Source organism: Streptomyces sp. NBC_00236 (assembly GCF_036195045.1).
GTDB lineage: Bacteria > Actinomycetota > Actinomycetes > Streptomycetales > Streptomycetaceae > Streptomyces.
The window spans coordinates 3,884,664-3,909,030 of the sequence record NZ_CP108100.1 but is presented as its reverse complement, the minus strand read 5'-3'; the positions used below and the strand labels follow the sequence as shown (position 1 = coordinate 3,909,030).

Genomic DNA, 24,367 nt, shown 5'->3' with positions numbered 1-24,367 from the left:
GCGGTGCTGTTGGAGCTCTTGGCGGGCCAGCAGGACTGTGGGCGGCTTATCAGCAGAGGGAGCAAGTTCGGCGGGAGGCGCAGCGGCGCGAGGCTCTATGCCGTGCTCCGTCACCTGATGTTCTTCGGGATCTGTTGGTCGTGAAGTCCGAAGTGCGGGCGTTGCGGGAGACCTATCGTGGCCGCACATGGTGGGACGCATCGCCGGCTAGAGATGCTGCACGCAGGCTTCGCGATGCTGAGCCCACGCTGGAAGTCAACGAAGGCGTTCACGGAGCTGTAGTTCTAGTCGTGGCGCACTTCGACCACGCGTCGCTCATGGTCGCGGAGAGGAACCACGATGAGCATCAGCGAATGAGCCGTGTCGCGGGGCAACGGGATGTGGTGAAAGACCTCGATGCTGCCTTGGATCGAGCCATACGGCTGGTGCAGGGCGCTATCCACGCGGCGCAAGCCTGACGTCCGCCCTAACGCACCCCTCACCTAGCTCCCATCCCGTCCGCCTTCGACCCACACACCGTGGAGCGGGCGTGGTTCAGGGCGTCAAGGTGGAGCGCGCCACTGTACGAACGACCTTGGCGCCCTGGGCCTCGTCTGCTCGGCTCTGCCTGGGTCGAAGGTGGTCGGGATGGGAGCCCCACGACGCTCACCACGAATCCGCCGGCACCCGCAAACGGCGCCCGATCCATCCCGGTGCCGTAGCGCCCCCGCCGGAGGCATGTCTTTGACCCGCGGATTGGTCTCGACTCATGCCCCGGGCCTATCCAGTTGTGGGCGCGCGTCGGCGGCGGCAGCGACGAGCGGGCCGAAGGCAGGAGCGCGGGAGCAGCCAGAGCCGGGAAGCGCGCCCGGCGGAGCGGAGCGCAGCCGGGTGCCTTGATGAGGTAGAGAAACCTGTAACAGCTCAGCTGCCAAAGGGTGTGGGGCTGGGCGTCTGGTCCTCGAACCCGTGCTGGGCGGGGGAAGCGGGACGCTGGGCAAGCCAGCCTGAGACGCGTGGGCCGCCGTTGATGGCGCCGCCTTCTCGGACAGTCCGAACGTGCTCGAAGCCATGCCGTAGGTAGTAGCGCTGAAGTGCGGCGTTGTTGGTCCACGCGTCAAGGCGGAGCCACACGGCTGACGATTGGTAGGCGCGGTCTCCCGCCCAATCGAGGAGCCTGCCTCCAAGATCCTTCCCCGCGTAATCGCGGGACATCGTCAGTTTGTTGACGAAGATGGAGGCCTCCCCCAACTCCTCGGGCGTCCACAACCCCTCTTCCGCCTGTGGCGTGAGGGTGATGGTCCCAGCGGTCCGGCTGCCATCGCGAAGCATGAAGACGGTGCCGGCCTCGATGGTCAACAACAAGCGATCGGCAGGGTACGGCCGGCTCCACTGGTCGCTGCCCAGTTTGCTGATCCAGGATGCGGCCTCTTCCCGGAACGCCAGAAGCTGGTCCAGGTCGCCCGGTACTGCGGTGGTGATTTTCACTGGGGGGCGTTCTCGCTTCGGGCGGACAAGTCGCCGATCTCGTAGTTCATCCGGTTCAGGTCGCCGCGGAACGTCGTGATCGTGCAGCGGATAGGGCGCTCGCGGGAGTAGCCGGTTCGGGTCCAGAGCAGGACCGGAATTCCCGCTCCTATGTCCAGAAGTCGGGCCTCCTCTGGTGTCGGCATCCGGGTGGCGATCTCGTCGGCGTATCCGACCTGCTCGATGCCGAGACTCGTGAGGTAGCGGGTCGTTCCTTCGGCGATGTCCCCCGGTTCAGTCAGCCGAGGGGCCGTCTCGACCAGCCAATCGGGGTAGTGAGTGGCCTGGGTGGACCATGGGACATCGTCAACGAACCGATGGCAGAACCTGAGGACAGCTCGGGAGCCGGTATCGACCTTCAGGCGTTGGGCCACGTACTCGGGGGCAGTGGTGAGCTCGACACGAAACGTCTGGTGCGGCCTGCGGCCGGCGTTCGTCACGTCCGTCGAGTAGGCGTCGCCCGTCTGCGGGAAGTTCAGGTTCTCGAAGCGGGAAGCATTGAGCTCGAAGACCTCGTGCTTACGGACCTCGTAGCCAAGACCTTGGCTTGACGTGATCAAGCCTTCGCTCACCAGCAGGCCTAGGCCCGATCGGACAGTGTTTCGGGACGCCTCGAACCGTGTCGCGAGCTCGCTCTCTGAAGGAAGGCGCGCGCCGGGGCCGTAGGCGCCGCTGTCGATCTCACGACGCAGTGCGTCGGCCACCTGTCGGTACTTCGGCTGCTTGCTCATGACTCCATCATGACGCACTCGGTCAACTTGTTGGTACATGTGCGTCCGAAGTGCTTGACGCCTCACCCTCGGTGATGCAATCTCTAGGTATCAGCTTGTACCAACAAGTTGAGCAAGCGGTCTAAGAGGCTTAGGTCGTATGACCAAGGAGATAGCCATGCCGTCGTTCAAGATCGATGTTTCGACCGCTGTCGTGTTCGTTGCGACGCCTCCGACTCCGAAGCTGGTGAGCAAGCAGACCGGTGAGATCGCGATGGACCGGGAGACCGGTGCCCCGCTCGCGACCGTGGGCCTGCTGATCTCGGACGACGGGGAGGGCAACCTCTACCAGGTAACCGTCCCGAGCACGGGTGTCCCGGAGAGCCTGACCCCGGGCACGCCGGTCACGGTGATCGGCCTCAAGGCCCGTGACTGGGAGAACACCTTCAACGGCCAGACCCGGCACGGGATCAGCTTCCGCGCGGTAGCGATCACGGCGGGTGCCTGACCATGCCGGACCTGACCATGATGATCGAAGCGGCCGGGGCCTTATCGGCTGCCGGCGGTCTCGGTTACGCGAAGGCCCGCGCACCGCGGGTGTTCTGGTCGCTGGTGGGCTTGCCGGTCGCTCGGGTTCGGTTCGCGGCTACGTACCGGTCGACGATGGATGTGTGTGGTCTGACGGTTCAGCCGTCCAGGCTGCGGGCGTTCATGGTCCGCAACGTGGCCCGCCGCCAGGATGTGCAGCCGGTCCCGCCGAAGGTTCGCCGGGTCCGTGGTTCCTCGACCGGGATGCGGGTGGTACTGCGCCTCCCGGCCGGGCTGGAGCCCGCGGATGTGGCTGCGGCCTCGGAACGGTTGCGGCATGCCTGGGGCGTCCACTCTGTCCACGTGGTGGAGGTCAAGCCCGGCTTCGTCGAACTGCGCATGACCGGCTATGACGTGCTGCGCCGGGTGAAGATGCCGCGCCGGCTGCCCCGCAAGCTGTCCGGTCCGATGGTGGTGCCGGTGGCGTTGCGGGAGGACGGTACGGCGTTCGTCCGGGACTACAAGAAGATCCCGCACGGTCTGACGCTGGGTGCGAATCAGTCGGGCAAGTCGATGTTCCAGCGCAACCTGATCACCGGCCTGGCGAAACTCCCGGTCGGCCTGATCGGGATCGACTGTAAGCGCGGTGTGGAACAGCGCGGCTACGCACCCCGCCTCTCCGCACTGGCTACCACCCCGGATGAAGCTTCCAGCCTGCTGGAAGTCCTCGTGCGGGAGATGGAAGAGCGCTTCGACACCCTGAGCGCCCACGGAGTCTCCGACCTGTGGGATCTGCCCACCAAGGTGCGACCGGTGCCGCTGGTCGTCCTGGTCGACGAGGTGGCAGAACTGTTCCTGACCGCGGTCAAGAAGGACGAGGAACGGCGCGATCAGATGGTGATGCGCCTGGTTCGTCTCGCGCAGATGGCCCGGGCGGTCGGCATCTACTTGGAGGTCTGCGGGCAGCGCTTCGGCTCCGAACTCGGCAAGGGCGCAACTATGCTCCGCGCCCAGCTCACCGGCCGCGTCGTGCACCGCGTCAACGACAAACAGACCGCCGATATGGGCCTGGGCGACATCGCCCCGGACGCAGTCTTCGCCGTGACCACCATTCCGCCGGACCGCCCCGGTGTCGCGGTGGCCGGCGATGCCTCCGGGGGCTGGTCCCGCATTCGCACACCCGAAATGACCGCTGCCGAAGCGGTCGCGATCTGCCGCGAATACGCGCACATGACCCCGGACATCGCCGCGCTCGCCCCGTTCCGCCCGGTCGTCCGCACCACCCCGGCCCCGGTTCCGACATCGCCGCTGGTCAATCCGCGGCCGGTCACCGAGTAGCACCCCGCCCCTCCCGGTTGGCGTGACCGTCTCGCGCCGGGTCCCTACCCGCCCATGCCCGGAACCGAAAGGAACCACCGCCATGGCCACCACGAAACGGACCACCAAGCCCAAGCCCTCGCCCGCGGACGAGCCGGTGCCCTGCACGCCGTGTGGCGGGACCGGAAACGTCTCCACCACGGTGCGGGTCGGTCGCAAGCGTCGCCCGGTCGGCCAGCAGGACGGCTTGTGCCTCAACTGCTTCGGCTCCGGCACCGACCCGGACGCCTGACCCTGTCGCTCCGGGTGCTGGGCGGTGACCACCACATCCCGCCCGGCCCCGACCCACCCCAGATTGGAGGTGAACCCCGATGTCCCGCTCCATCCGACCGGATGCCGTGCTGGTCCAGGCGTTTATCGCCGGTGCTCTGTCGTTCTCGCACCTGCATGACCTGGCCGAAGCGGCCGGACAGAACGGCTGGAAGGCCTGGGCCTACCCGATCAGCGTGGACCTGCTGCTGGTCGCCGCCTGGCGCCGAATGCGCACCCATGCCGACAACCGTCCGGCCTGGGTCTGGTTCGTCATTGCCCTTGCCGCATCGTTGGGCGCGAACATCGCGACTGCGGGAATGCTCGACCTCGACGACGTCCCGGCCTGGCTCCGCATCCTCGTCGCCGGCTGGCCCGCCCTCGCCTTCCTCGGCGGAACCCTCCTCGCCCACACCCCCGCCACGGCACCAGCCGAGCCCGAACCGGCCGTCTCGCTGGATGTCTCGGACGCCGATCCGGTCCCGGACGTCACGGTGGAACGCGCTCCCGAACCGGCGCCCGAACTCCCGCCCACCCCGGCCCCAGTGGCTGCCCCGGAGCCCGTTCCTGCCCCGGCCGCGGTCGCTGTTCCGCCGGCACTGCTGGACCACGCCCGAAAGCTCGCCAACTCCCACCACGCCACCACCGGCCACCCCATCGACGCCACCACCCTGCGTGCTCGCCTCGGGGTCCCTGCACCACTGGCCGCTGCGATCACCGCCCAACTCGCCTGACACAGAAGGGAAGCCCACACCATGCCGCGCCCGAACCGCTTCACCAACGTGATCCGCATCGGCCCCGTGAGGGTCGGCACCCACTACGACGGCCGTGGCCGCACCAAGCACACCGCGGCCTGCACCGCCCCCGGCTGCAACTTCTCCGCCGACTACGCCAACCGACCCGCCGCCGAACTCGCCGCCAAAACACACCGCTGCAACGCCTGAAAGGAGCAAGCCATGTTCACCCCGAAGTACCCGGCACCCGACACCCCGCCCACCGCGGCAACGTCCCTCGTCCCGCCGCTCACCGGCCTCGTGCACCCGCCGGCCTGCGACTGCCACCACACCCCCGCCCCGGTCCCGGCGCCCGTTCCGGCCGCTCGGTCCGCGGTGCAGCTCACCCCCGGCACCCTCGCTGTGGCTGTCGCCGGCGGCACCGCCGTGGTCCTCGTGGTCGGTGCGGTCCTGGTCTCGATGCTCCTCGCGGTCGCGATCACCGCCGCATCCGTCGCGATCTGCGCGGTCGTCCTGCGCTCCCTGCTCAACAGCCACAACCGCCAGCGCTAACAGCCCCCGGGGCGGCCTCGGTCGCCAAACTTCCGCCGCCCCGGGCGCCTCAACACCCTCCAGATCTCGCAGACCCGAAAGGGAGATCCCATCATGCCCGAGAACACCCTGCCCCGGCCGATCTGTGCCCACTGTGACGGCTTCCCCCAGGTCGCCATCACCACCGGCCAGACCACCCCGGACGGCCACCGCGAGACGGTCACCGCGACCTGCCACCCCTGCAACGGGACCGGCCACGTCCTCCCCGCTCGCGCCTACGCCCGCGCCGGGAGGTGACCGCCGTGTCCGACCTGACCCCGACCCCGGACCGCCCCGGCCTGCACGTCAGCAAGCCGTCCCCCAACGCCCCCGCCACCGGATCCGCCGTCTGCCACTGCGGCGCCTCGGCCACCGCTACCGGTGACGCACAGGTCCGCGCCCTGGTGGAGGGCTACACCGCCAACCACGGACCCGCCCACAACCGGACCGGACGGTGACCACCATGCCTCGCGTCCTTGACCTCTTCTCCTGCGCTGGCGGGGCCGCCACGGGCTACCACCGCGCCGGCTTCAACATCGACGGCGTCGACATCGCCGCACGGCCCAACTACCCCTTCCCGATGCACCGGGGAGACGCACTGGAGCGCCTCGCCCACCTCATCACCACCGGTGAGATCGAGCGCTACACCCTCGTGCACGCCTCACCCCCCTGCCAGGCACAGTGCGCACTCACCGTGGGCACCAACCGGTCCCAGGGCTGGGGCGGACTCCATGACGACCTGGTCGCCCCCACCCGCGAACTCCTGGAACGGACCGGCCTCCCGTACGTGATCGAGCAGCCCAACGGCCGCGCCACCATCCGCAAGGACCTGTCCCTGTGCGGGGAGATGTTCGGCCTCGGCGTCCTGCGCCACCGCAACTTCGAACTCGGCAACTGGACCACCCCTCGTCCCACCCACCGAGTGCACCGGGGCTACGTCCGCGGCCACCGCCACGGCATCTACCGGGAAGGGCCCTACGTCGCCCCGTACGGCTCCGGCGGCGGCAAGGCCTCCGTCCCCGAGATGCAGACCGCGATGGGCATCACCTGGACCGACGTCCGCGAGGAACTCACCGAGGCGATCCCCCTGGCCTACACGAAGTGGATCGGGACGGCGTTCCTCACCTGCCGGCAAGAGGTGCTCGCATGACCGACACCGCCACCGCGGCGGGCCTGGACCCGACCACCCTCGCCGACGTGCTGAGGGTGGCCGGGTCCACCGGCTTCGACCGCTGGAACGAACAGATCCGCCGCACCGGAGGATGCGCCCAGCCCATCCACCTCACCGGCGCCACCAAGACCACCGACCGGACCACCGGCACACTCCTGCGCCACTACACGACCGACACCGAGCCCGGCGGCCGGTTACGCATCGCCTGCGGCAACCGCCGCGCCTCCCGCTGCCCCGCCTGCGCCTGGACCTACGCCGGCGACACCTACCACCTCATCCGAGCCGGCCTCACCGGCGACCCCGACAAAGGCACCCCCCACACGATCCGCGACCACCCCCGCGTCTTCGCCACCCTCACCGCACCCTCGTTCGGTGCGGTCCACAACCGGCCCGGGAACCGGCCCTGCCGCTGCGGCACCCACCACCCCGACAACGCCCCCGAACTCGGCACCCCGCTCCACCCCGACCGGTACGACTACGCGGGTGCGGTGCTCTGGAACAACCACGCATCCGACCTATGGCGCTACTTCACGATCTACCTCCGCCGCGAAATCGCCCGCCGCGCTGGCCTCACCCAGAAAGCCGCCCGCGAACAGTCCCGGCTCTCCTTCGGGAAGGTCGCGGAGTACCAAAAGCGCGGAGCGGTCCACTTCCACGCTGTGATCCGCTTCGACGGACCGGACGGCCCGGACTCACCCCCGCCGGCCTGGGCCACCCTCACTCTGCTCGACGACGCGATTCGCGCCGCGGCGGCTCGGGTCGAAGTCGTCGTGCCTGCGAACGAGGAAGCCGGATTCATCACCCCTTGGGTGCTGCGCTGGGGCACACAGCTCGACGTCCAGCCCATCGGGGCGTTCGGGAACGGCGAAGACCTCACCGAGCAAGCCGTTGCCTCCTATGTCGCCAAGTACGCCACGAAGGCGGCCGAGACGACCGGGACCGTGGACCACCGGATCGGAAACAAGGAAGCGCTGATCCTGCTCGACGTCCCGGACCACCCCCGGCGACTGATCGAAGCGTGCCTGGACCTCCACCACGCCTACCCCGATCGCAAGCTCCGCGACTGGGCCCACATGCTCGGCTTCCGCGGCCACTTCTCCACCAAATCCCGCCGCTATTCCACCACTCTCGGCGCCCTCCGGCAGGTCCGCGCCGACTACCGCGCCGCCCAGCAACGCGCCGCCCTCGGTCTCCCGGGCCCCGACGAGCACCCCGAGGCCACGACCCTCACGCTCGCGCACTGGACCTACGCCGGCCACGGGCACACCCCCGGCGAATCCTGGCTCGCCGCCAACATCCACCGCGACATCCAACACAACCGCGACGCAGCCCGTGAAGCCCGATTGGGAGGTGTGCTCGATGAGTACGACGACTAGTTCGCGGCCTCGGCAACGGGAGGCGAAGCCGGCGGTGATGTCCACGGAGGAATGGATGCGTATGCATCTTCGCCGAGCGCCTGCACGCGATGAGGAATGGGTACGGCGTGCGCTCCTGCTTCAGGGGCGATCCGTCCCTCCTACCGCCAAACCGGCTCGATGAGGCTGGGGTCAAAAACCCGCCTGCCTCGGCCTGCCGGATGGATCATTACGGCTGACAGGCTGTGCAGGACGATTTCTTGCTGGCGTTCAATGGGTAGGTCGAAGAACTCCTCAATGGTGAGGTCACCGGCTCCTGTCTTTGCCTCAGCCTGCTTCCGTTCCTTGTGGAAGCGTGCGCGGGCAAGTTTCAATTCATCCCGATCACGCTCCTTGGCGGGCAACATCTGAAGAAGCGTGGAAACGGAGATTTGCTTCGCCTTCTCGGCTTCGATGAGTTGGGTGATTTCTTGCGATACAAGCTCCAAGTCATCTTCCTGTGGCCACCGTTCATCCCCAGGTGTGGCGGCCGTTGCGGCCCGCTCGCGCTGCTCCTCCAGGACCAGTTGGACGATCAGTCGGTCCGCTGGCTCACCGACGCGGCCAACCTTGCCGCAGCCGCCATTGACCACTGAGCACTGGTACTTGTACCGCGATGCCTTCGATTCTGGCTTCCACTTGTGGTTGGTCTGGCCTCGGATCTTCGTCTTGCACAAGGAACACCGGGCGATGCCGGAAAGCAGGTACTTCCGGGCTCGGTTTTTGTTGGGATAGTCCAGCTTGCGTTCCGCGACCACGGCGCAAACGGCCTCCCATTCTTCGAGCGTATTGATGGTTTCCCACTCGCCCGTCACTGGCTTGCCGTCCTCGCCGTAAAGGACCTCGCCGTGATAGGTCCGGTAGCCGACGAGTCGGGGACTCGTGAGAATGTGTTCCACGTGATGGTGGGCCATGCGCTTGGTCCCGGCGCGCGGATTGCCCAAGCCCTCTTCCCACCAGCGCTGCCGGATGGTTCCGATGCGCACGCCGGCCAGGAGGTCTCGCTGAGCCTCGCGGATAGCTTGGGCGGCCTTCGGGTCAACCTTGTTGCGGGCTTCCTTGCGCCATCCATACGGCGCCGGCCCGCCGCTGTCCTTGCCTTGCTGCGCTAGCTCCAGGTGCTTGCGCCTGATCCGGCGTGACGCGTCGTGTGACGACTTGTTGGCGAAGGCGACCATGATGCGTGCCATGGTCCTGCCGTCCGGTGTCGCGATGTTGATGTCATTGGTGACAGTGGCGAACGTCAGCCGAGGTCGGTCGTCGAAAATCTCGATCAGTCGTTCCACGTCGCGTGGTTGTCGTGCGAGCCGGTCGAGGTCATACGCGACGATGCCGTCAATGAGGCCCGCGCGGAGATCCTTCAACATCAGTTCGAACTCGTCGCGGACGACGTTCCGCTTGAACGCCGACACGTCGTTGTCCTCGTAGACCTTCACGGCCTGCCAAGACCGGATGTCGGCCAGACGCTCGCAGTCCTGTCGCTGGCGTGCCACACCTAGTGCGTCGCCCTCGTCGTCCCGAGAGATTCGGGTGTAAATCCCCACCTTGCGCGCCACTATGGACGGACCTCCCCCTGCTTCTCAGAGCACGGCCAGACTACTACCGTCATAGAGTCAAGTCAGCCTGGAGCGTGGAGAAGCCCGTCGTGCGGCGCAGTGGGCAGGTCCTGGACGCCTGAGGGACGTCTGAGGGAGGCCCGAGGGGCGTCTGAGGGACGTCTGAGGGAGGCCCGAGGGGCGTCTGAGGGACGTCTGAGGGAGGCCCGAGGAGCGTCTGAGGGATGGGGGAGGCCCGAGGAGCGTCTGAGGGATGGGGGAGGCCCGAGGAGCGTCTGAGAGAGGCCCGAGGGAGCCCGAGGGGCGTCCTGTGGATGCGTTCTGCGGATGGAAATGACGAGAGCCTCCGCGTCCCCTTCCAGGGGCGCGGAGGCTCTCGCTCTCTCTAGATCGTGCCCAGTTTGAGGATCGAGACCAGGGCGAGCAGCTGGATCGCCGACGCGCCCAGCGCCTTCGGCCACGGCAGGTCGTGGGACTTGCTCACCATCGAGGTGAGCAGGGCCGCGGCCGCCAGCCAGGTGATCCAGCCGAGGATCTGTACCAGTGAGTTCTCGCCGCCCAGGAAGAGCGCGAAGACCAGGCGCGGGACGTCCGTGATCGACATGATCAGCATGGAGAGGCCCACCGTCGGCTGCCACGCGCCGTCGCCGCCGAGCTGGCGGGCGAGCGTGTGGGTGACCGCGCCGAGCACCAGGCCGCCGAGCACGAAGCCGACGCCCGTGATGATGACGTAGGGGATCGCGTTGCCGACCGGGGCGTTGATCGCGTCGTCGCGGGCCTGGTCGAAGCCGAACAGCGCCAGCAGGCCGTAGAGGAACGTGACGACGAGCGCCGGGCCCCAGACGGGGTAGTCGCGCATCTGCCAGAACGTCGGGCCGGGGCGCGTGACGATGCCGCTCAGCAGCTGCTTCCAGTGCAGGCGCGGGCCCGCGGGCTGGGCGGGGGCCTGGCCGGCGCGGTAGGTGTTGCCGTCGCCGTACGGGTCCTCGTTGATGCTGAAGGCCTGGGTGTGACCGGGGCTGTTCGCGTACGGGTCGCCCTGGTGGGGGTGCTGGGGGTGGTGGGGCTGCGGGTACGGGTCGGCGAAGTACTCGGGCTCGTCGGCCCCGCCGCCCTGGTAGCCGCCGTTGTTGTATCCGGCGTTGTGCGGGGCTCCACCACCTCCCGTCGGCGGCCATTGCTGCTGTCCGTACGGCGGCGGTGCCTGATTGCCGTACGGCTGCTGCCGCGGTTGCTGCTGCGCTTGCTGCGGGGTGCGGTTGTCCCGGCCGCGTCCGATCCTGAATCCAGCCACGTAATCGAACGTACCTGGTCCGCGGGGGTCGGGTGGGCGGGGCGGGGGAACTGGGCCGCCTTTGCCGCCTACCTGTGACATCCCCTAAGGGAACCCTGGGGGGCTGTCCTCAGCCCGCCGTGAACAGGGCGCTGGTGAACGTGATCAGCGGGCGGTCCGGCGTCGCGGCCGGGTACAGCGCGATCAGGTCCGCCGTTTCGCCCCGGTGCGTGCGGACCACCGTGTCCGGCTTCCTGTCGCCGTCGAAGTCCGCGTACCGCTGGAGAAGGGTCGTTTCCGCACGGGGTACGGCCGTGCTGCCCGCGGTCTTGCGCAGGGGTGCCGTCGGGAGGGCCGCGGCCGGGGCGCCGAAGCGGTACGGGCCGCCCGGGCGGCCCGGTCCGTCGGGGCTGCCGAGCAGCAGCGTGCCCTTGCCGGCGGTTCCGGGTTCATGGGGGAGCGCGGTGTACACCAGGTCGTCGTAGCCGTCGCCGTTCGTGTCCGTCCGGGGCTCGGGGGCGGACAGGGCGGGGCCGGCTCCCGGGATCGTGCCGCCGGCGGCGTGCGGGCGGCCGTCGCGGGCGAACGGGCCCCGCAGGAAGCTGAACCGGCCCGAGCTCGCCGTCACGGCCAGGTCCGCCTTCCCGTCCCCGTCGAAGTCGCCGCAGACGGGGTGGTCGGGCCACTCGTTGCCGAAGCGGGCCCGGTCCGGGATGCGCAGCGTGACCGCCTTGCCGGTGAGGCCGGCGGGCGAGCCGAAGAGGATCTGCAGCGGGACGGGCGGGCGGCCGATGCCGTTGTACGGGGGGTCGGTGGCCACGATCAGATCGGTGAAGCCGTCCCGGTCCAGGTCGCACGACGCCTCGGCGTCGAAGGCCGCGGGGAGGGTGTCGCCGGACTTGGCGGCGTTCGTCCGGGCGCTGAGCAGCTGGCGTACCGAGGGGTCGAGGCCGCGGGTGGCGGAGCCGTACACGATGCCGATCCCGGCGTCGTCGCCGTGGCTGTCGGCCGCGGGTTTCACCAGATCGTCCAGGACGAGGTCGCGGTGGCCGTCGCCGTTGAAGTCGTCGGGGACGCGGCTGCCGGTGCCGTGCGGGACGGGGTGACGCTCGGCTCCGGCCAGGCCGGCCAGGGCGGTGGGAGGGGCGTCGCCGTTCTTGGGGGCCGAGGAGGCGGGGGAGCCGGTGCAGGCCGTCAGCAGGAGGACGCAGGCGCAGCCGATCGCTGCCGTTGCTGCCGCGCGGACCGGTCCGCCGGTCTGTGCTGTCGTTTTCGCCGTTGCCCTGCGTATCCGCACGGGATGCCTCCGAATGCGTATCCCCGCAGGAATACCTCGTACGTCGTGGCCGTCGTGGCCGTCCCGGCCGTCTCTTCCGTCCCGGCCGCCCCACATCATGTGCCACCGGAGCCGTAAAGCAGAAGCGGCCGGTCCTGCCCCCGAGGCAGGTCCGGCCGCTTGTGCAACGCGGTGGCGCGTTACTGGGTTACCCGTTACTTCACTGGTTCCGGCTCCGGCGCGTCCGCCGTCTCCGGCTCGCCCGCGGGGTCGGCCGGGGTCTTCACGGAGTCGAGCAGCAGCTGCGACACGTCGACCACCTGGATCGACTCCTTCGCCTTGCCGTCGTTCTTCTTGCCGTTGACCGAGTCGGTCAGCATGACGAGGCAGAACGGGCAGGCGGTGGAGACGATGTCCGGGTTGAGGGAGAGGGCTTCGTCGACGCGCTCGTTGTTGATGCGCTTGCCGATCCGCTCCTCCATCCACATCCGGGCACCACCGGCGCCGCAGCAGAAGCCGCGCTCCTTGTGGCGGTGCATCTCCTCGTTCCGCAGACCCGGGACCTTCGCGATGATCTCGCGCGGGGGCGTGTAGATCTTGTTGTGACGGCCCAGGTAGCAGGGGTCGTGGTACGTGATCAGACCCTCGACCGGCGTCACCGGGATTAGCTTGCCCTCGTCCACCAGGTGCTGGAGCAGCTGCGTGTGGTGGATGACCTCGTACTCGCCGCCGAGCTGCGGGTACTCGTTCGCGATGGTGTTGAAGCAGTGCGGGCAGGTCGCGACGATCTTCTTCGTCGCCTTGGCCTTCTTCGTCGAGTCGTCCTCCCCTTCCTCGCCCGGGGCGGACTCGCCGAACGCCATGTTCAGCATCGCGACGTTCTCCTGGCCGAGCTGCTGGAACAGCGGCTCGTTGCCCAGGCGGCGGGCCGAGTCACCCGTGCACTTCTCGTCGCCGCCCATGATCGCGAACTTGACGCCCGCGATGTGGAGCAGTTCCGCGAAGGCCTTGGTGGTCTTCTTGGCGCGGTCCTCCAGGGCGCCGGCGCAGCCGACCCAGTAGAGGTAGTCGACCTCGGTGAGGTCCTCGACGTCCTTGCCGACGATCGGGACCTCGAAGTCGACCTCCTTGGTCCACTCGACGCGCTGCTTCTTGGCGAGCCCCCAGGGGTTGCCCTTCTTCTCCAGGTTCTTGAGCATCGTGCCCGCCTCGGACGGGAACGCGGACTCGATCATCACCTGGTAGCGGCGCATGTCGACGATGTGGTCGATGTGCTCGATGTCGACCGGGCACTGCTCCACGCACGCACCGCAGGTGGTGCAGGACCAGAGGACGTCCGGGTCGATGACGCCGTTCTCCTCGACCGTGCCGATCAGCGGGCGCTCGGCCTCCGCGAGAGCGGCGGCCGGGACGTCCTTGAGCTGCTCCTCGGTCGCCTTCTCGTTGCCCTCCATGTCCTTGCCGCCGCCGGCCAGCAGGTACGGCGCCTTGGCGTGCGCGTGGTCGCGCAGGGACATGATGAGGAGCTTCGGGGAAAGCGGCTTGCCCGTGTTCCAGGCGGGGCACTGCGACTGGCAGCGGCCGCACTCCGTGCAGGTGGAGAAGTCGAGGATGCCCTTCCAGGAGAACTGTTCGACCTGGGAGACACCGAAGACGGCGTCCTCGGCCGGGTCCTCCCAGTCGATCTCCTGGCCGCCCGAGGTCATCGGCTGGAGTGCTCCCAGCGCGACCTCGCCGTCGGCGTTCCGCTTGAACCAGATGTTCGGGAAGCCGAGGAAGCGGTGCCAGGCGACACCCATGTTGGTGTTGAGCGAGACCGTGATCATCCAGATCAGCGAGGTGCCGATCTTGATCATCGCGACGAAGTAGATGAGGTTCTGCAGCGAGCCGAGCGCGAGTCCCTTGAAGGCGAGGACCAGCGGGTACGAGACGAAGTACGCGGCCTCGTAGCCGTCGACGTGGTGGATCGCGCCCTCGAGGCCGCGCAGGGTCAGGATCGCCAGGCCGATGACGAGGATGACGTACTCGACGAAGTACGCCTGCCAGGCCTTGGATCCGGCGAACCGGGACTTGCGGCCGGCCCGGGAGGGGAGGTTCAGCAGCCGGATGGCGATCAGCACGAGGATGCCGACCGTCGTCATCAGGCCGATGAACTCGATGTAGAGCTCGAACGGCAGCCATTCACCGATGATCGGCAGCACCCAGTCGGCCTTGAAGAGCTGTCCGTACGCCTGGAGCAGCGTCGGCGGCAGCGTCAGGAAGCCGATCGCGACGAACCAGTGCGCGAAGCCCACGATGCCCCACCGGTTCATCCGGGTGTGGCCGAGGAACTCCTTGACCAGGGTGATCGTGCGCTGCTTGGGGTCGTCGGTGCGGCTGCCTGCCGGTACCGGCTGTCCGAGGCGGACGAACCGGTAGATCTGCGCGACCGCTCGGGCGATGAGCGCAACGCCGACGACGGTCAGCACCAGCGACACGATGATCGCGGCGAGTTGCATTGGGGGCTCCTCGGGCCTGCGAGGGTGGGATCCAGCGATGTTCGCTGATTACTCGGGTACTCAGGGACGTCAGGTGATGGCTGTGCGATTGATGGCTATGCGATTACTAAGCAGTAACTTAATCAGTCTGTGCTGACACTATCCACTTATTCCGCCGTCCTGTAGCCGGGCCGGCGGTGATCTGTGTCGCTCAGGTCTGCCTTGCCGCGCCCGGCGAGGCTCCGGGCCGCCCGGTACAGGGGTGCGCCGACGGCCTCCGCGAGGATCGCCAGGTCCAGGCCCGGCCGGTGGTGCTCGGCGTAGTGCTGGTCGAGGAGGTCCGGCTCGTCCCACGGCATGGCCGAGCGGTGGCGGATCTGGGCCAGGCCGGTCAGGCCGGGCTTCAGTTCCAGACGCCAGTCTCTCGCACCGGTCGGCCGCCCGCGTACGTCGCCCGGTGCGAGCGGCGCCGGGCCGACGAGGGAGAGCTCGCCCCGTACGACGTGGGGGAGCCGGGAGATCACGTGCAGCCGGAGTCGCCGGGTGCGCAGTGACCGCAGGACGAACGGTCTGCCGTCCGCCCCCAGCCGGGTCGAGCGCGTCAGTACGCCCCCGGAGCCGCGCTGGGCGGCGAGGGTCAGGGCGGCAGCGGCGAGCAGGGGAGCGGCCAGGATCAGGAGGGCCGAGCCGAGTGCCAGGTCCAGGGCGCGTTTCGCGGTGGGGCGGGGCAGGGCCGTCGGGGCCAGTGCCCGCAGGGCCCTCCGGGCGGCCGCGAGGCGGGGCGGCGTCGGCCGTCGGCCGCGGCCCGTGGGCCTGGGTTGCCGTCGGGGCCCGCGACTCTGCCCTTGCCATTGCGTCTGCATGGTGCGCACCTGCCTGGGTCGGCCGACCGGAGCCGGTGGGTCGGCTGCCGGTGGATCATGTGCCGATGGATCGTGTGCCTGTTTTGCGCGGCTCACGGCATTTTGTGACAGAACGATCCCATGCGGCGATGATGGGGAGGGGTGTGTGACCCGTGGGGCTGGGCAGGTGTCGCCCGTACGTGGGTCCGAATTGCCGCTGATCGACTGTATGTGCACTGTGTCCGCTGTCACAGGTCGTGATGTTTTCGCTGGTGGCGGTAGGTGCGTGCACGATAGTTGAGTCCACTCGACTCAGGTCTGTTGACTCCGGAGCGGGTGTCATGCATCCTTGAGTCAGATCCACTCAAGTAGTCAGTTGGAGGAATTGAAATGGCACGTGCGGTCGGCATCGACCTGGGCACGACTAACTCCGTCGTCAGCGTTCTCGAAGGCGGCGAGCCCACCGTCATCACCAACGCCGAAGGCGCCAGGACCACGCCGTCCGTCGTCGCCTTCGCGAAGAACGGCGAGGTTCTGGTCGGCGAGGTCGCCAAGCGCCAGGCAGTGACGAACGTCGACAGGACGATCCGTTCGGTCAAGCGCCACATGGGCACTGACTGGAAGATCGAGATCGACGGCAAGAGCTTCAACCCGCAGCAGATGAGCGCCTTCATCCTGCAGAAGCTCAAGCGTGACGCCGAGGCGTACCTGGGCGAGAAGGTGGCCGACGCGGTCATCACCGTCCCGGCGTACTTCAACGACTCCGAGCGTCAGGCGACGAAGGAGGCCGGCGAGATCGCGGGCCTGAACGTCCTGCGTATCGTCAACGAGCCGACGGCCGCCGCGCTGGCGTACGGGCTCGACAAGGACGACCAGACGATCCTCGTCTTCGACCTCGGTGGCGGCACCTTCGACGTGTCCCTCCTGGAGATCGGCGACGGCGTCGTCGAGGTGAAGGCCACCAACGGTGACAACCACCTCGGTGGTGACGACTGGGACCAGCGCGTCGTCGACTACCTGGTGAAGCAGTTCGCCAACGGGCACGGCGTGGACCTGTCCAAGGACAAGATGGCTCTCCAGCGTCTCCGCGAGGCCGCGGAGAAGGCGAAGATCGAGCTGTCGTCCTCGACGGAGACCTCGATCAACCTGCCGTACATCACGGCGTCGGCCGAGGGCCCGCTGCACCTGGACGAGAAGCTCACGCGCTCGCAGTTCCAGCAGCTCACCGCTGACCTCCTGGACCGCTGCAAGAACCCGTTCCAGAACGTCATCAAGGACGCGGGCATCCAGCTCTCCGAGATCGACCACGTCGTTCTCGTCGGTGGCTCGACCCGTATGCCGGCCGTCGCCGAGCTCGTCAAGGAGCTCACGGGCGGTCAGGACGCCAACAAGGGTGTGAACCCGGACGAGGTCGTCGCCATCGGCGCCTCGCTCCAGGCCGGTGTCCTCAAGGGCGAGGTCAAGGACGTCCTGCTCCTCGACGTCACCCCGCTGTCCCTCGGCATCGAGACCAAGGGAGGGATCATGACCAAGCTCATCGAGCGCAACACCACGATCCCGACCAAGCGTTCCGAGATCTTCACGACGGCCGAGGACAACCAGCCGTCCGTGCAGATCCAGGTCTACCAGGGCGAGCGCGAGATCGCGGCGTACAACAAGAAGCTCGGGATGTTCGAGCTGACCGGTCTGCCGCCGGCCCCGCGCGGTGTGCCGCAGATCGAGGTCGCGTTCGACATCGACGCCAACGGCATCATGCACGTCGCCGCCAAGGACCTCGGCACCGGCAAGGAGCAGAAGATGACCGTCACCGGTGGCTCCTCGCTGCCGAAGGACGAGGTCAACCGGATGCGCGAAGAGGCCGAGCAGTACGCGGACGAGGACCACCGTCGTCGCGAGGCCGCCGAGTCCCGCAACCAGGGCGAGCAGCTCGTCTACCAGACGGAGAAGTTCCTCAAGGACAACGAGGACAAGGTCCCCGGTGACGTGAAGACGGAGGTGGAGACCGCGCTCACCGAGCTGAAGGAGAAGCTCAAGGGCGAGGACACCGCCGAGATCCGTACGGCCACCGAGAAGGTCGCGGCCGTCTCCCAGAAGCTGGGCCAGGCGATGTACGCCAGCGCCCAGGCCGAGGGCGGCCCGCAGGCCGACGCGCAGCCGGGCGCCGAGCAGGCCAAGGCTGACGACGATGTCGTCGACGCCGAGATCGTCGACGACGAGAAGGACTCCAAGGGCGGTGCGGCGTGACCGAGGAGACTCCGGGCTTCGAGGAGAAGCCCGACGTCCCCTCCGGCGCCACCCCTGACGACGCCGAGCCGAAGGCCGCCACCCCCTCCTCGGAGGAGGCGGCGGCCCCGGCCGGGGACGCGAACGAGACGGACGCAAACCGGACGACGGCACTGACGGCCCAGCTGGACCAGGTCCGCACCGCGCTCTCCGAGCGCACGGGCGACCTCCAGCGGCTCCAGGCCGAGTACCAGAACTACCGCCGCCGCGTGGAGCGGGACCGGGTCACGGTCAAGGAGATCGCAGTCGCGGGTCTCCTGTCCGAGCTCCTGCCCGTGCTCGACGACGTCGGCCGGGCCCGTGAGCACGGTGAGCTCGTGGGCGGGTTCAAGTCGGTGGCCGAATCGCTGGAGACGGTCGTCGCCAAGCTCGGACTGCAGCAGTTCGGCAAGGAGGGCGAGCCCTTCGACCCGACGATCCACGAGGCCCTGATGCACTCGTACGCGCCGGACGTCACGGAGACGACCTGCGTGGCGATCCTGCAGCCCGGGTACCGGATCGGCGAGCGCACCATCCGCCCCGCGCGGGTGGCGGTGGCCGAACCCCAGCCGGGGGCGACCCCCGCGGCTGCGAAGGAAGAGAAGGCAGACGACGAGGAGAGCGGTGGCGGCGAGGAGGTCTGACATCCCGTCCGACCACCTGGCAGCACACCACCCGGCCACCCGGCCGGGCGTCCGGAAGGAGGGACGTCGATGAGTACGAAGGACTTCGTCGAGAAGGACTACTACAAGGTTCTCGGCGTCCCGAAGGACGCCACCGACGCCGAGATCAAGAAGGCGTACCGGAAGCTCGCCCGCGAGTTCCACCCGGACGCCAACAAGGGCAATGACAAGGCGGAGGAGCGCTTCAAGGAGATCTCCGAGGCGAACGACGTCCTCGGTGACACCAAGAAGCGCAAGGAGTACGACGAGGCACGCGCCCTCTTCGGCAACGGTGGCTTCCGCGCCGGGCCCGGCGGCGCCCAGGGCAACTTCAACTTCGACCTGGGGGACCTCTTCGGAGGTGCCCCGGGCGGGGGCCAGCAGGGCGGCGCCGGCGGTTTCGGCGGCGGTGGCCTGGGAGATGTCTTCGGCGGTCTCTTCAACCGGGGCGGCACCACCGGCACCCGGGTGCAGCCGCGCCGCGGCCAGGACATCGAGTCCGAGGTGACGCTCAGCTTCACCGAGGCGGTCGACGGGGCCACGGTCCCGTTGCGGATGTCCAGCCAGGCTCCCTGCAAGGCGTGCTCCGGCACCGGCGACAAGAACGGCACCCCCAGGGTCTGCCCGACCTGCGTCGGCACCGGCCAGGTCTCGCGCGGCAGCGGCGGCGGGTTCTCGCTCACCGATCCCTGCGTGGACTGCAAGGGCCGGGGTCTCATCGCCCAGGACCCCTGCGAGGTCTGCAAGGGCAGCGGCCGGGCGAAGTCGTCCCGCACCATGCAGGTCAGGATCCCGGCGGGCGTCCTCGACGGCCAGCGGATCCGGCTGCGCGGCAAGGGAGCCCCGGGCGAGCGCGGCGGACCGGCCGGCGACCTCTACGTCGTCGTCCACGTCGACGCCCACCCGGTCTTCGGCCGCAAGGGCGACAACCTCACGGTCACCGTGCCCGTCACGTTCACGGAGGCGGCGCTCGGCGGCGAGGTGAAGGTCCCCACGCTCGGCGGACCGCCGGTCACCCTGAAGCTTCCGGCCGGTACGCCGGGCGGGCGTACCATGCGGGCCCGGGGCAAGGGCGCGGTCCGCAAGGACGGCACCCGCGGCGACCTGCTGGTCACCGTCGAGGTGGCGGTCCCCACGGACCTGGGCACCGACGCCCGGGACGCGCTGGAGGCCTACCGGAAGGCGACCGCGGACCAGGACCCGCGGGCGGAGCTGTTCCAGGCAGCGAAGGGAGCTTGAGGTGGACGGCCGACGACGCAATCCGTACGAACTCACCGATGAATCCCCGGTGTACGTGATCTCGATCGCGGCCCAGCTCTCGGGCCTGCATCCGCAGACGCTGCGCCAGTACGACCGCCTCGGCCTCGTCTCGCCCGACCGCACGGCCGGACGCGGACGGCGCTACTCGGCCCGCGACATCGAGCTGCTGCGCACCGTGCAGCAGTTGTCGCAGGACGAGGGCATCAATCTGGCCGGCATCAAGCGCATCATCGAACTGGAGAATCAGGTCGCGGCGCTCCAGCAGCGCGTCGCCGAGCTCTCGGCGGCCGTGGACGGGGCGGCGGTGGCCATGCAGCAGCGCGAGGCCCAGGTGCACGCGTCGTACCGGCGCGACCTGGTCCCGTATCAGGATGTGCAGCAGACCAGTGCGTTGGTGGTCTGGCGGCCGAAGCGGCCGAAGGACTGAGCAGGACCCTTCCCGAGCACGGAGCCCGTCACCCCGGAACGTCGGGGGTGGCGGGCTCTTCTGCTGTGCGCGGCGCCGGGGGCCCTTTCGCCGTACGCGGAGCTGCGGGCTCGGCGATGCCGGAGCGGACGAGGAGCGCGCCGAGGTGGGTGCGGCTGGTGGCGCCGAGGGTCTGCATGAGTTTGGCGATGTGGGCGCGGCAGGTGCGGACGCTGATGCCGAGTTTGTGGGCGACGGTCTCGTCCACGTGCCCTTCGGCGAGGAGGCGGGCGACGCTGTGCTGGACGGCTGTGAGCGCTGTCCCGGGCAGGGCGGTGGGGAGCTGCTGGGTGAAGGGGGTGGCCTGGGCCCAGAGCGTTTCGTACGTCTGGGCGAGGAAGGTGACCAGCGCGGGATGGCGGATCTCCAGGGCGACGCTGCGGTCGGGTTCGGCGGGGACGTAGGCGACCGTGCGGTCGAAGATCATGAGGACTTCGATGGCCTGTTCCATGGTGCGGACCTGGAGGAGGCTGCTCGGCAGCTGTCCCACGTACGCCTTGAGAGCCGGGCTGTAGCGCGCGGAATGCTGGTAGATGTGCCGCACCCGAACGCCCCGTTCAACCGTGGGCAGCGTGCCTGACAGGGCCAGTTGGAGATCTTCCGGTGTCCGGGTGCTGCCGGGCTGAAGCGTGAGGATCTCTTCGCGCACGTCTCGCGCGGATTCGTTGATGGACGCCTGGACTGTCGAGCGTCCCTTGAGCACGGTGATGGCGAGGTGAGGCACGTCGTGTCCGAAGGAGACCAGCGGTGCCAGCGCCTTGGCCAGGCGGTCGGAGGCCCGCACCTGATCCAGGAGCCCCTGTGCGATGGGGTGCAGCAGGTGAGCGAGGGCCGCCGTCGGCGGTACGGGGCGCAGGAAACGGCTGTCGAGCGGATCGGGTACGAGGAGCGCGTTGTCGCTGAGACAGGGCAGCGGGGTGGCCGCGGACCGGGAGACGCGCCCGACGGCCAATGCCTCGGAGTACAGGCTCATCGCCGCGTCGCACACCGCGTGGTCACTGTGCACGTGCAGCGGCCTCGTCGTCATGGCGCAGGGCTTTCGGCAAGGCCGGACTGGGCCAGGAGGGCGCCCAGTTGGGTGCGGCTGGTGGCGTTGAAGGTCTGCATGAGCTTGGCGATGTGGGCGCGGCAGGTGCGGACGCTGATGCCGAGCTTGCGGGCCACCACCTGATCGATGTGGCCTTCGATGAGGAGGCGCGCGATGCTGAGCTGGACCGCGGTGACGGTGGCGCTCGGAGGGGCCGGCTGCAGCGGTTCGGTGAGTGGGGTGGCCTGGGCCCACAGGACCTCGTAGACCTGGATCAGGTAGCGGACGAGCGCGGGGTGACGGATCTCCAGGGCCACGTCGCGCGTGGGGTTGGCGGGGATGAAGGCCACGGTGCGGTCGAAGATGAAGAGCCGCTCGACGGTCTGCTCGATGGTGCGGACCTGGATGTGACCGGGGGGCACCTCGTCCAGATAGGTCTTGATCGTCGGGCTGTAGCGCGCGGGGTGCTGGTAGATGTGGCGGAGGGTGGCGCCGCGGTCGACCGTGGACAACGCACGTGCCAACGCCTTCTTGAGTTGTTCCGCCGGGCGGCTGCTCCCCGGCTGCAGGGTGAGGATTTCTTCCTGTGCACCATCCAGGGCGCTCTGAATGGCGGCCTCGATCAGCGGGATGCCTTCGAGGACGGTGATGGAGAGGTTGGGGTCCGCGCTGGGGACAGAAGCCAGGGGAGCCAGGGAATCCGCGAGCGAGGCGGAGAGCCTGATGCGCTCGTGAATCTCCCGTATGACGGGCTGCAGCAGGTGGGCGAGGGCCGCGGACGGCGGCACCGGCCGGATCCAGTCGTCGTCCTGGGGGTCGGGGTGCACGAGCGCCAACTCGAGCAAGCACGGTGCGGGCTGCAGCGCGGTCCGGGGTATTCGTCCTGTGCGGAGCGCTTCGGTGTAGATCGTGACTGCTGCGTCGCACAGTTGGCGGTCCGCGTGCGCGTGGACCGGTGTGTCCTCATCCCTGCCCATTCCTGACCCCCCACTTTCGGCAGTGCAGCAAGATGACGGTGGTGGAAGCGTAGTCCTCGGGCCAGTGTGGACCTGTCGGGGGAGCCGGGAACTCCCCCGGCTGATCAAAGGGCGCGGCCTCGCTTCTCCCCCGTTGCGTGGCTGCGCCCCCCCGGCCCGGGGGTGGGGATCTTTTGGGGCCGTACCCGGTCAGGAGTCCTGTTCGAGGATTCCTGACCGGGCTATCAGGTAGCCGAGTTGGGCGCGGCTGGTGCTGCCCAGCACAGCGGACAGCTTGGCGACGTGAGCCCGGCAGGTGCGGACGTTCATGCCGAGCCGGCGGGCTATCGAATCATCCACATGGCCCTCGACGAGAAGCTGGGCGATGGAGCGCTGGACACCGCTGATGCCCTTGGGCGCCGGGTTGTACGGCAGTGCACCAAGCAGGGGTGATGCACGATTCCAGAGCTGCTCGAAGACTGTGATCAAGTACTCGACCAGTCCGGGATGGCGTAGTTCCAGGGCTATCTGGTCGTCGTTGCTGGCAGGAATGAAGGCTACGGTCCGGTCGAAGACGATCAGGCGCGCGATGAGTTCTTCGAGCGTGCGGATCTCCACCTTGCCCTCGGCCATGCGTTCCGCATAGGCGAGAGTGCCCTGGCTGTGCCGGACGGTGTGCTGGTACAGGGTGCGCATACCGACCCCTCGGTCGACCACCAGCAGTCCGCGCTCCAGGCCTTCTCGCAGGCGGTCCTCGCCACGGTCTCCTCCTGGCTGGACGGTGAGGACCTCCGTGCGGCATTCAGCGGTGGCCAGGTCCAGTGCGGCGTTGATGCGATGCTTCCCCTCCAGCACGGTGATGGCGTGAGTGATGGGCGGATCCTGTGCGCTGATGTCCATGAACGGTTCGAATGACTCGGCCAGTTCGAGGGACCGGCGTCGGCGTTCCTGGATTTCGCGCTCGATGGGGTGGAGCCGCTGCGCGAGTGCGGCGGACGGCGGAAGGGGGCGCAGCCAGTCGGGGTCGTCAGGATCCGGATGCAGAAGGGCGAAGTCCATCAAGCAGGGTGCTGGAGCCACTTCGGCTCGGGATATGCGGCCTGAACGCAGCGCGCTGGCGTAGAGGTGTGCTCCCTCGGCGCACAGTTCGGTGATCCCGTGACGATGTGTCTCTTCTGCCTCGTTTGTTGCCATATCTACACCCCCCAGGTTCCTGAACATGCAGGAACATGATGCATCGACTCGGTGGTGTTCGTGTGCCCAGGTGAGACATCGTCTTAGGTGCGGGGGAGAAGAATCCACAAGTGAGGACGAAGCCGACTATGTATAAGCGAATGCTTCGCTCGGCGCTTGCCGTCTCATTCGTCGCGGCAATGGGCTTTGCCGTCCTGGCGAGCAGCGATGAGATCAGCTGGAGTGCCGAGGCGGCTGCCGGGCCCGGTGAGATCAGCTGGAGCATCGAGGCTGCGAGCTCACCCGGTGAGATCAGCTGGTTCGCTCAGGCGCCTGAGGCGGCCGGTGAGATCAGTTGGGTTTCCGTCTCCGACCGCGTGGGCGCCTGACATGACTACGCCGCCGGACGACCGGACCTTCCGGCGCGAGATGGCAACCGCCTATCGCTCAGGGTGGCATTTCATCGACCTCGTCACGGCACTCCCCCACCGTGGTGATTCGTTGATGGTCACTCTGTTCGGTGACCCGGTCGTCGTCGCCCGTGAGGACGACGGTGAACTCCGCGCCTACCGGTGCCTCCGCAAGCCCCGCGGAGCGCCGCAGCCCGTGCGCTGTGCCATTCGGTACGACATGATCTTTGTGAACCTCGCTCAGCGTGACCACCAGCTGTTCGAGCCCGAAACCATCTCCGCCACCCCCCGCAGTGCCTGAGCGATCCCCCGTCGTTCCACGTCGCTCAGACACTCCCCCACACAACGGCGCCACCGTGACCTGAACACGGTGGCGCCGTTGTGCTTCTCCCGGAGACATTCCGGTCGGAGCGGCACAGAAGGTGTCGAAATTCGCCTCTGTGTGGGTGGGGACACGGTCCTCCATGCTCCGCCCTTCCACCACAAGG

Annotated in this window: 27 protein-coding genes; 16 read left to right on the top strand and 11 right to left on the bottom strand. The window is 68.4% G+C overall.

Going from position 1 to position 24,367, the window contains the following annotated elements; all coding sequences use genetic code 11:
• Positions 1–284 precede the first annotated feature (284 nt).
• The 3 genes from OG446_RS17515 to OG446_RS17505 all read right to left on the bottom strand — a co-directional run bounded on the left by OG446_RS17515 (position 285) and on the right by OG446_RS17505 (position 2,237).
• Positions 285–443 carry a hypothetical protein gene (locus OG446_RS17515; protein WP_328894932.1) on the bottom strand — a complete coding sequence of 53 codons (159 nt, stop codon included), beginning with the start codon at positions 441–443 and terminating at the stop codon, positions 285–287.
• A 460-nt stretch (positions 444–903) separates the two neighbouring features.
• Entirely contained in the window at positions 904–1,467 is a 564-nt protein-coding gene (locus tag OG446_RS17510) for a GNAT family N-acetyltransferase (protein WP_328894931.1), read from the bottom strand.
• Positions 1,464–2,237, bottom strand: a complete 774-nt coding sequence (locus tag OG446_RS17505) for a GntR family transcriptional regulator (protein ID WP_328894930.1) — start codon at positions 2,235–2,237, stop codon at positions 1,464–1,466. The genes OG446_RS17510 and OG446_RS17505 overlap by 4 nt, the downstream gene beginning before the upstream one ends.
• Positions 2,238–2,394: 157 nt before the next feature.
• Here OG446_RS17505 and OG446_RS17500 point away from each other — a divergent pair, with 157 nt between their 5' ends.
• The 10 genes from OG446_RS17500 to repSA all read left to right on the top strand — a co-directional run bounded on the left by OG446_RS17500 (position 2,395) and on the right by repSA (position 8,221).
• Positions 2,395–2,724 carry an SCO3933 family regulatory protein gene (locus OG446_RS17500; RefSeq protein ID WP_328898328.1) on the top strand — a complete coding sequence of 110 codons (330 nt, stop codon included), beginning with the start codon at positions 2,395–2,397 and terminating at the stop codon, positions 2,722–2,724.
• A 2-nt stretch (positions 2,725–2,726) separates the two neighbouring features.
• Positions 2,727–4,082, top strand: a complete 1,356-nt coding sequence (locus tag OG446_RS17495) for an FtsK/SpoIIIE domain-containing protein (RefSeq protein ID WP_328894929.1) — start codon at positions 2,727–2,729, stop codon at positions 4,080–4,082.
• Positions 4,083–4,164: 82 nt separating this feature from the next.
• A complete protein-coding gene (locus OG446_RS17490; protein ID WP_328894928.1) occupies positions 4,165–4,353 on the top strand; it encodes a hypothetical protein in 189 nt (62 codons plus the stop codon).
• Positions 4,354–4,432: 79 nt separating this feature from the next.
• Complete coding sequence (locus OG446_RS17485) at positions 4,433–5,104, top strand: DUF2637 domain-containing protein (RefSeq protein ID WP_328894927.1); 672 nt, start codon at positions 4,433–4,435, stop codon at positions 5,102–5,104.
• A gap of 21 nt (positions 5,105–5,125) precedes the next feature.
• A complete protein-coding gene (locus OG446_RS17480) occupies positions 5,126–5,314 on the top strand; it encodes a mobile element transfer protein (RefSeq protein WP_328894926.1) in 189 nt (62 codons plus the stop codon).
• Positions 5,315–5,326: 12 nt separating this feature from the next.
• Positions 5,327–5,656, top strand: coding sequence for a SpdD protein (locus OG446_RS17475; RefSeq protein ID WP_328894925.1), 330 nt, complete (start codon positions 5,327–5,329; stop codon positions 5,654–5,656).
• Positions 5,657–5,749: 93 nt separating this feature from the next.
• A complete protein-coding gene (locus tag OG446_RS17470; protein ID WP_328894924.1) occupies positions 5,750–5,932 on the top strand; it encodes a hypothetical protein in 183 nt (60 codons plus the stop codon).
• 5 nt (positions 5,933–5,937) lie between these two features.
• Positions 5,938–6,132, top strand: a complete 195-nt coding sequence (locus OG446_RS17465) for a hypothetical protein (protein WP_328894923.1) — start codon at positions 5,938–5,940, stop codon at positions 6,130–6,132.
• A 5-nt stretch (positions 6,133–6,137) separates the two neighbouring features.
• Entirely contained in the window at positions 6,138–6,824 is a 687-nt protein-coding gene (locus tag OG446_RS17460; RefSeq protein ID WP_328894922.1) for a DNA methylase, read from the top strand.
• Positions 6,821–8,221, top strand: a complete 1,401-nt coding sequence (gene repSA / locus OG446_RS17455; RefSeq protein ID WP_328894921.1) for a replication initiator protein RepSA — start codon at positions 6,821–6,823, stop codon at positions 8,219–8,221. Before OG446_RS17460 ends, repSA begins: the two co-directional genes overlap by 4 nt.
• A gap of 140 nt (positions 8,222–8,361) precedes the next feature.
• Here repSA and OG446_RS17450 read toward each other — a convergent pair whose 3' ends face one another.
• From OG446_RS17450 to OG446_RS17430, 5 genes are all read right to left on the bottom strand, one after another.
• A complete protein-coding gene (locus OG446_RS17450; protein ID WP_328894920.1) occupies positions 8,362–9,795 on the bottom strand; it encodes a recombinase family protein in 1,434 nt (477 codons plus the stop codon).
• A 385-nt stretch (positions 9,796–10,180) separates the two neighbouring features.
• Positions 10,181–11,089 (bottom strand): Yip1 family protein, encoded by a 909-nt coding sequence (locus tag OG446_RS17445; protein WP_328894919.1) that lies wholly within the window; start codon positions 11,087–11,089, stop codon positions 10,181–10,183.
• Positions 11,090–11,198: 109 nt separating this feature from the next.
• The gene (locus OG446_RS17440; protein ID WP_443050152.1) at positions 11,199–12,365 is read right to left on the bottom strand and encodes an FG-GAP repeat domain-containing protein; all 1,167 of its coding nucleotides are present in this window, start codon (positions 12,363–12,365) and stop codon (positions 11,199–11,201) included.
• 194 nt (positions 12,366–12,559) lie between these two features.
• Positions 12,560–14,842 carry a (Fe-S)-binding protein gene (locus tag OG446_RS17435; protein ID WP_328894918.1) on the bottom strand — a complete coding sequence of 761 codons (2,283 nt, stop codon included), beginning with the start codon at positions 14,840–14,842 and terminating at the stop codon, positions 12,560–12,562.
• 146 nt (positions 14,843–14,988) lie between these two features.
• Positions 14,989–15,684, bottom strand: coding sequence for a sugar transferase (locus OG446_RS17430; RefSeq protein WP_328894917.1), 696 nt, complete (start codon positions 15,682–15,684; stop codon positions 14,989–14,991).
• Between the two features lie 369 nt (positions 15,685–16,053).
• On the opposite strand from OG446_RS17430, the gene dnaK reads away from it, so the two are divergent.
• The 4 genes from dnaK to OG446_RS17410 all read left to right on the top strand — a co-directional run bounded on the left by dnaK (position 16,054) and on the right by OG446_RS17410 (position 20,274).
• A complete protein-coding gene (dnaK, locus tag OG446_RS17425) occupies positions 16,054–17,907 on the top strand; it encodes a molecular chaperone DnaK (protein WP_328894916.1) in 1,854 nt (617 codons plus the stop codon).
• Positions 17,904–18,569, top strand: a complete 666-nt coding sequence (gene grpE / locus OG446_RS17420; RefSeq protein WP_328894915.1) for a nucleotide exchange factor GrpE — start codon at positions 17,904–17,906, stop codon at positions 18,567–18,569. The genes dnaK and grpE overlap by 4 nt, the downstream gene beginning before the upstream one ends.
• A gap of 69 nt (positions 18,570–18,638) precedes the next feature.
• On the top strand, positions 18,639–19,826 hold the full coding sequence (dnaJ, locus tag OG446_RS17415) for a molecular chaperone DnaJ (protein ID WP_328894914.1): 1,188 nt from the start codon (positions 18,639–18,641) through the stop codon (positions 19,824–19,826).
• Between the two features lies 1 nt (position 19,827).
• Positions 19,828–20,274: a heat shock protein transcriptional repressor HspR gene (locus tag OG446_RS17410; protein WP_093899393.1), complete on the top strand. Its 447-nt coding sequence runs from the start codon at positions 19,828–19,830 to the stop codon at positions 20,272–20,274.
• Positions 20,275–20,302: 28 nt separating this feature from the next.
• Here the strand turns inward: OG446_RS17410 and OG446_RS17405 are convergent, their stop codons facing one another.
• From OG446_RS17405 to OG446_RS17395, 3 genes are all read right to left on the bottom strand, one after another.
• A complete protein-coding gene (locus OG446_RS17405; RefSeq protein ID WP_328894913.1) occupies positions 20,303–21,340 on the bottom strand; it encodes a helix-turn-helix transcriptional regulator in 1,038 nt (345 codons plus the stop codon).
• Positions 21,337–22,317 carry a helix-turn-helix transcriptional regulator gene (locus OG446_RS17400; protein WP_328894912.1) on the bottom strand — a complete coding sequence of 327 codons (981 nt, stop codon included), beginning with the start codon at positions 22,315–22,317 and terminating at the stop codon, positions 21,337–21,339. The genes OG446_RS17405 and OG446_RS17400 overlap by 4 nt, the downstream gene beginning before the upstream one ends.
• 189 nt (positions 22,318–22,506) lie before the next feature.
• Positions 22,507–23,517 (bottom strand): helix-turn-helix transcriptional regulator, encoded by a 1,011-nt coding sequence (locus OG446_RS17395; protein WP_328894911.1) that lies wholly within the window; start codon positions 23,515–23,517, stop codon positions 22,507–22,509.
• An 83-nt stretch (positions 23,518–23,600) separates the two neighbouring features.
• Here OG446_RS17395 and OG446_RS17390 point away from each other — a divergent pair, with 83 nt between their 5' ends.
• Together OG446_RS17390 and OG446_RS17385 are read left to right on the top strand one after the other, a co-directional pair.
• Positions 23,601–23,858 (top strand): hypothetical protein, encoded by a 258-nt coding sequence (locus OG446_RS17390; RefSeq protein WP_328894910.1) that lies wholly within the window; start codon positions 23,601–23,603, stop codon positions 23,856–23,858.
• A 1-nt stretch (position 23,859) separates the two neighbouring features.
• Positions 23,860–24,180, top strand: coding sequence for a (2Fe-2S)-binding protein (locus tag OG446_RS17385; RefSeq protein WP_136326604.1), 321 nt, complete (start codon positions 23,860–23,862; stop codon positions 24,178–24,180).
• Positions 24,181–24,367 lie beyond the last annotated feature (187 nt).

Bases quoted from the DNA above. Each gene is read 5' to 3' on its own strand.
- OG446_RS17500 (WP_328898328.1), top strand. From the start codon at position 2,395: ATGCCGTCGTTCAAGATCGATGTTTCGACCGCTGTCGTGTTCGTTGCG.
- OG446_RS17480 (WP_328894926.1), top strand. From the start codon at position 5,126: ATGCCGCGCCCGAACCGCTTCACCAACGTGATCCGCATCGGCCCCGTG.
- dnaJ (WP_328894914.1), top strand. From the start codon at position 18,639: ATGAGTACGAAGGACTTCGTCGAGAAGGACTACTACAAGGTTCTCGGC.
- OG446_RS17490 (WP_328894928.1), top strand. From the start codon at position 4,165: ATGGCCACCACGAAACGGACCACCAAGCCCAAGCCCTCGCCCGCGGAC.
- OG446_RS17400 (WP_328894912.1), bottom strand. From the start codon at position 22,317: ATGGGCAGGGATGAGGACACACCGGTCCACGCGCACGCGGACCGCCAA.
- OG446_RS17460 (WP_328894922.1), top strand. From the start codon at position 6,138: ATGCCTCGCGTCCTTGACCTCTTCTCCTGCGCTGGCGGGGCCGCCACG.
- OG446_RS17485 (WP_328894927.1), top strand. From the start codon at position 4,433: ATGTCCCGCTCCATCCGACCGGATGCCGTGCTGGTCCAGGCGTTTATC.
- OG446_RS17395 (WP_328894911.1), bottom strand. From the start codon at position 23,517: ATGTTCAGGAACCTGGGGGGTGTAGATATGGCAACAAACGAGGCAGAA.
- OG446_RS17405 (WP_328894913.1), bottom strand. From the start codon at position 21,340: ATGACGACGAGGCCGCTGCACGTGCACAGTGACCACGCGGTGTGCGAC.
- OG446_RS17475 (WP_328894925.1), top strand. From the start codon at position 5,327: ATGTTCACCCCGAAGTACCCGGCACCCGACACCCCGCCCACCGCGGCA.
- OG446_RS17435 (WP_328894918.1), bottom strand. From the start codon at position 14,842: ATGCAACTCGCCGCGATCATCGTGTCGCTGGTGCTGACCGTCGTCGGC.
- dnaK (WP_328894916.1), top strand. From the start codon at position 16,054: ATGGCACGTGCGGTCGGCATCGACCTGGGCACGACTAACTCCGTCGTC.
- OG446_RS17505 (WP_328894930.1), bottom strand. From the start codon at position 2,237: ATGAGCAAGCAGCCGAAGTACCGACAGGTGGCCGACGCACTGCGTCGT.
- OG446_RS17470 (WP_328894924.1), top strand. From the start codon at position 5,750: ATGCCCGAGAACACCCTGCCCCGGCCGATCTGTGCCCACTGTGACGGC.
- repSA (WP_328894921.1), top strand. From the start codon at position 6,821: ATGACCGACACCGCCACCGCGGCGGGCCTGGACCCGACCACCCTCGCC.
- OG446_RS17385 (WP_136326604.1), top strand. From the start codon at position 23,860: ATGACTACGCCGCCGGACGACCGGACCTTCCGGCGCGAGATGGCAACC.
- OG446_RS17495 (WP_328894929.1), top strand. From the start codon at position 2,727: ATGCCGGACCTGACCATGATGATCGAAGCGGCCGGGGCCTTATCGGCT.
- OG446_RS17430 (WP_328894917.1), bottom strand. From the start codon at position 15,684: ATGCAGACGCAATGGCAAGGGCAGAGTCGCGGGCCCCGACGGCAACCC.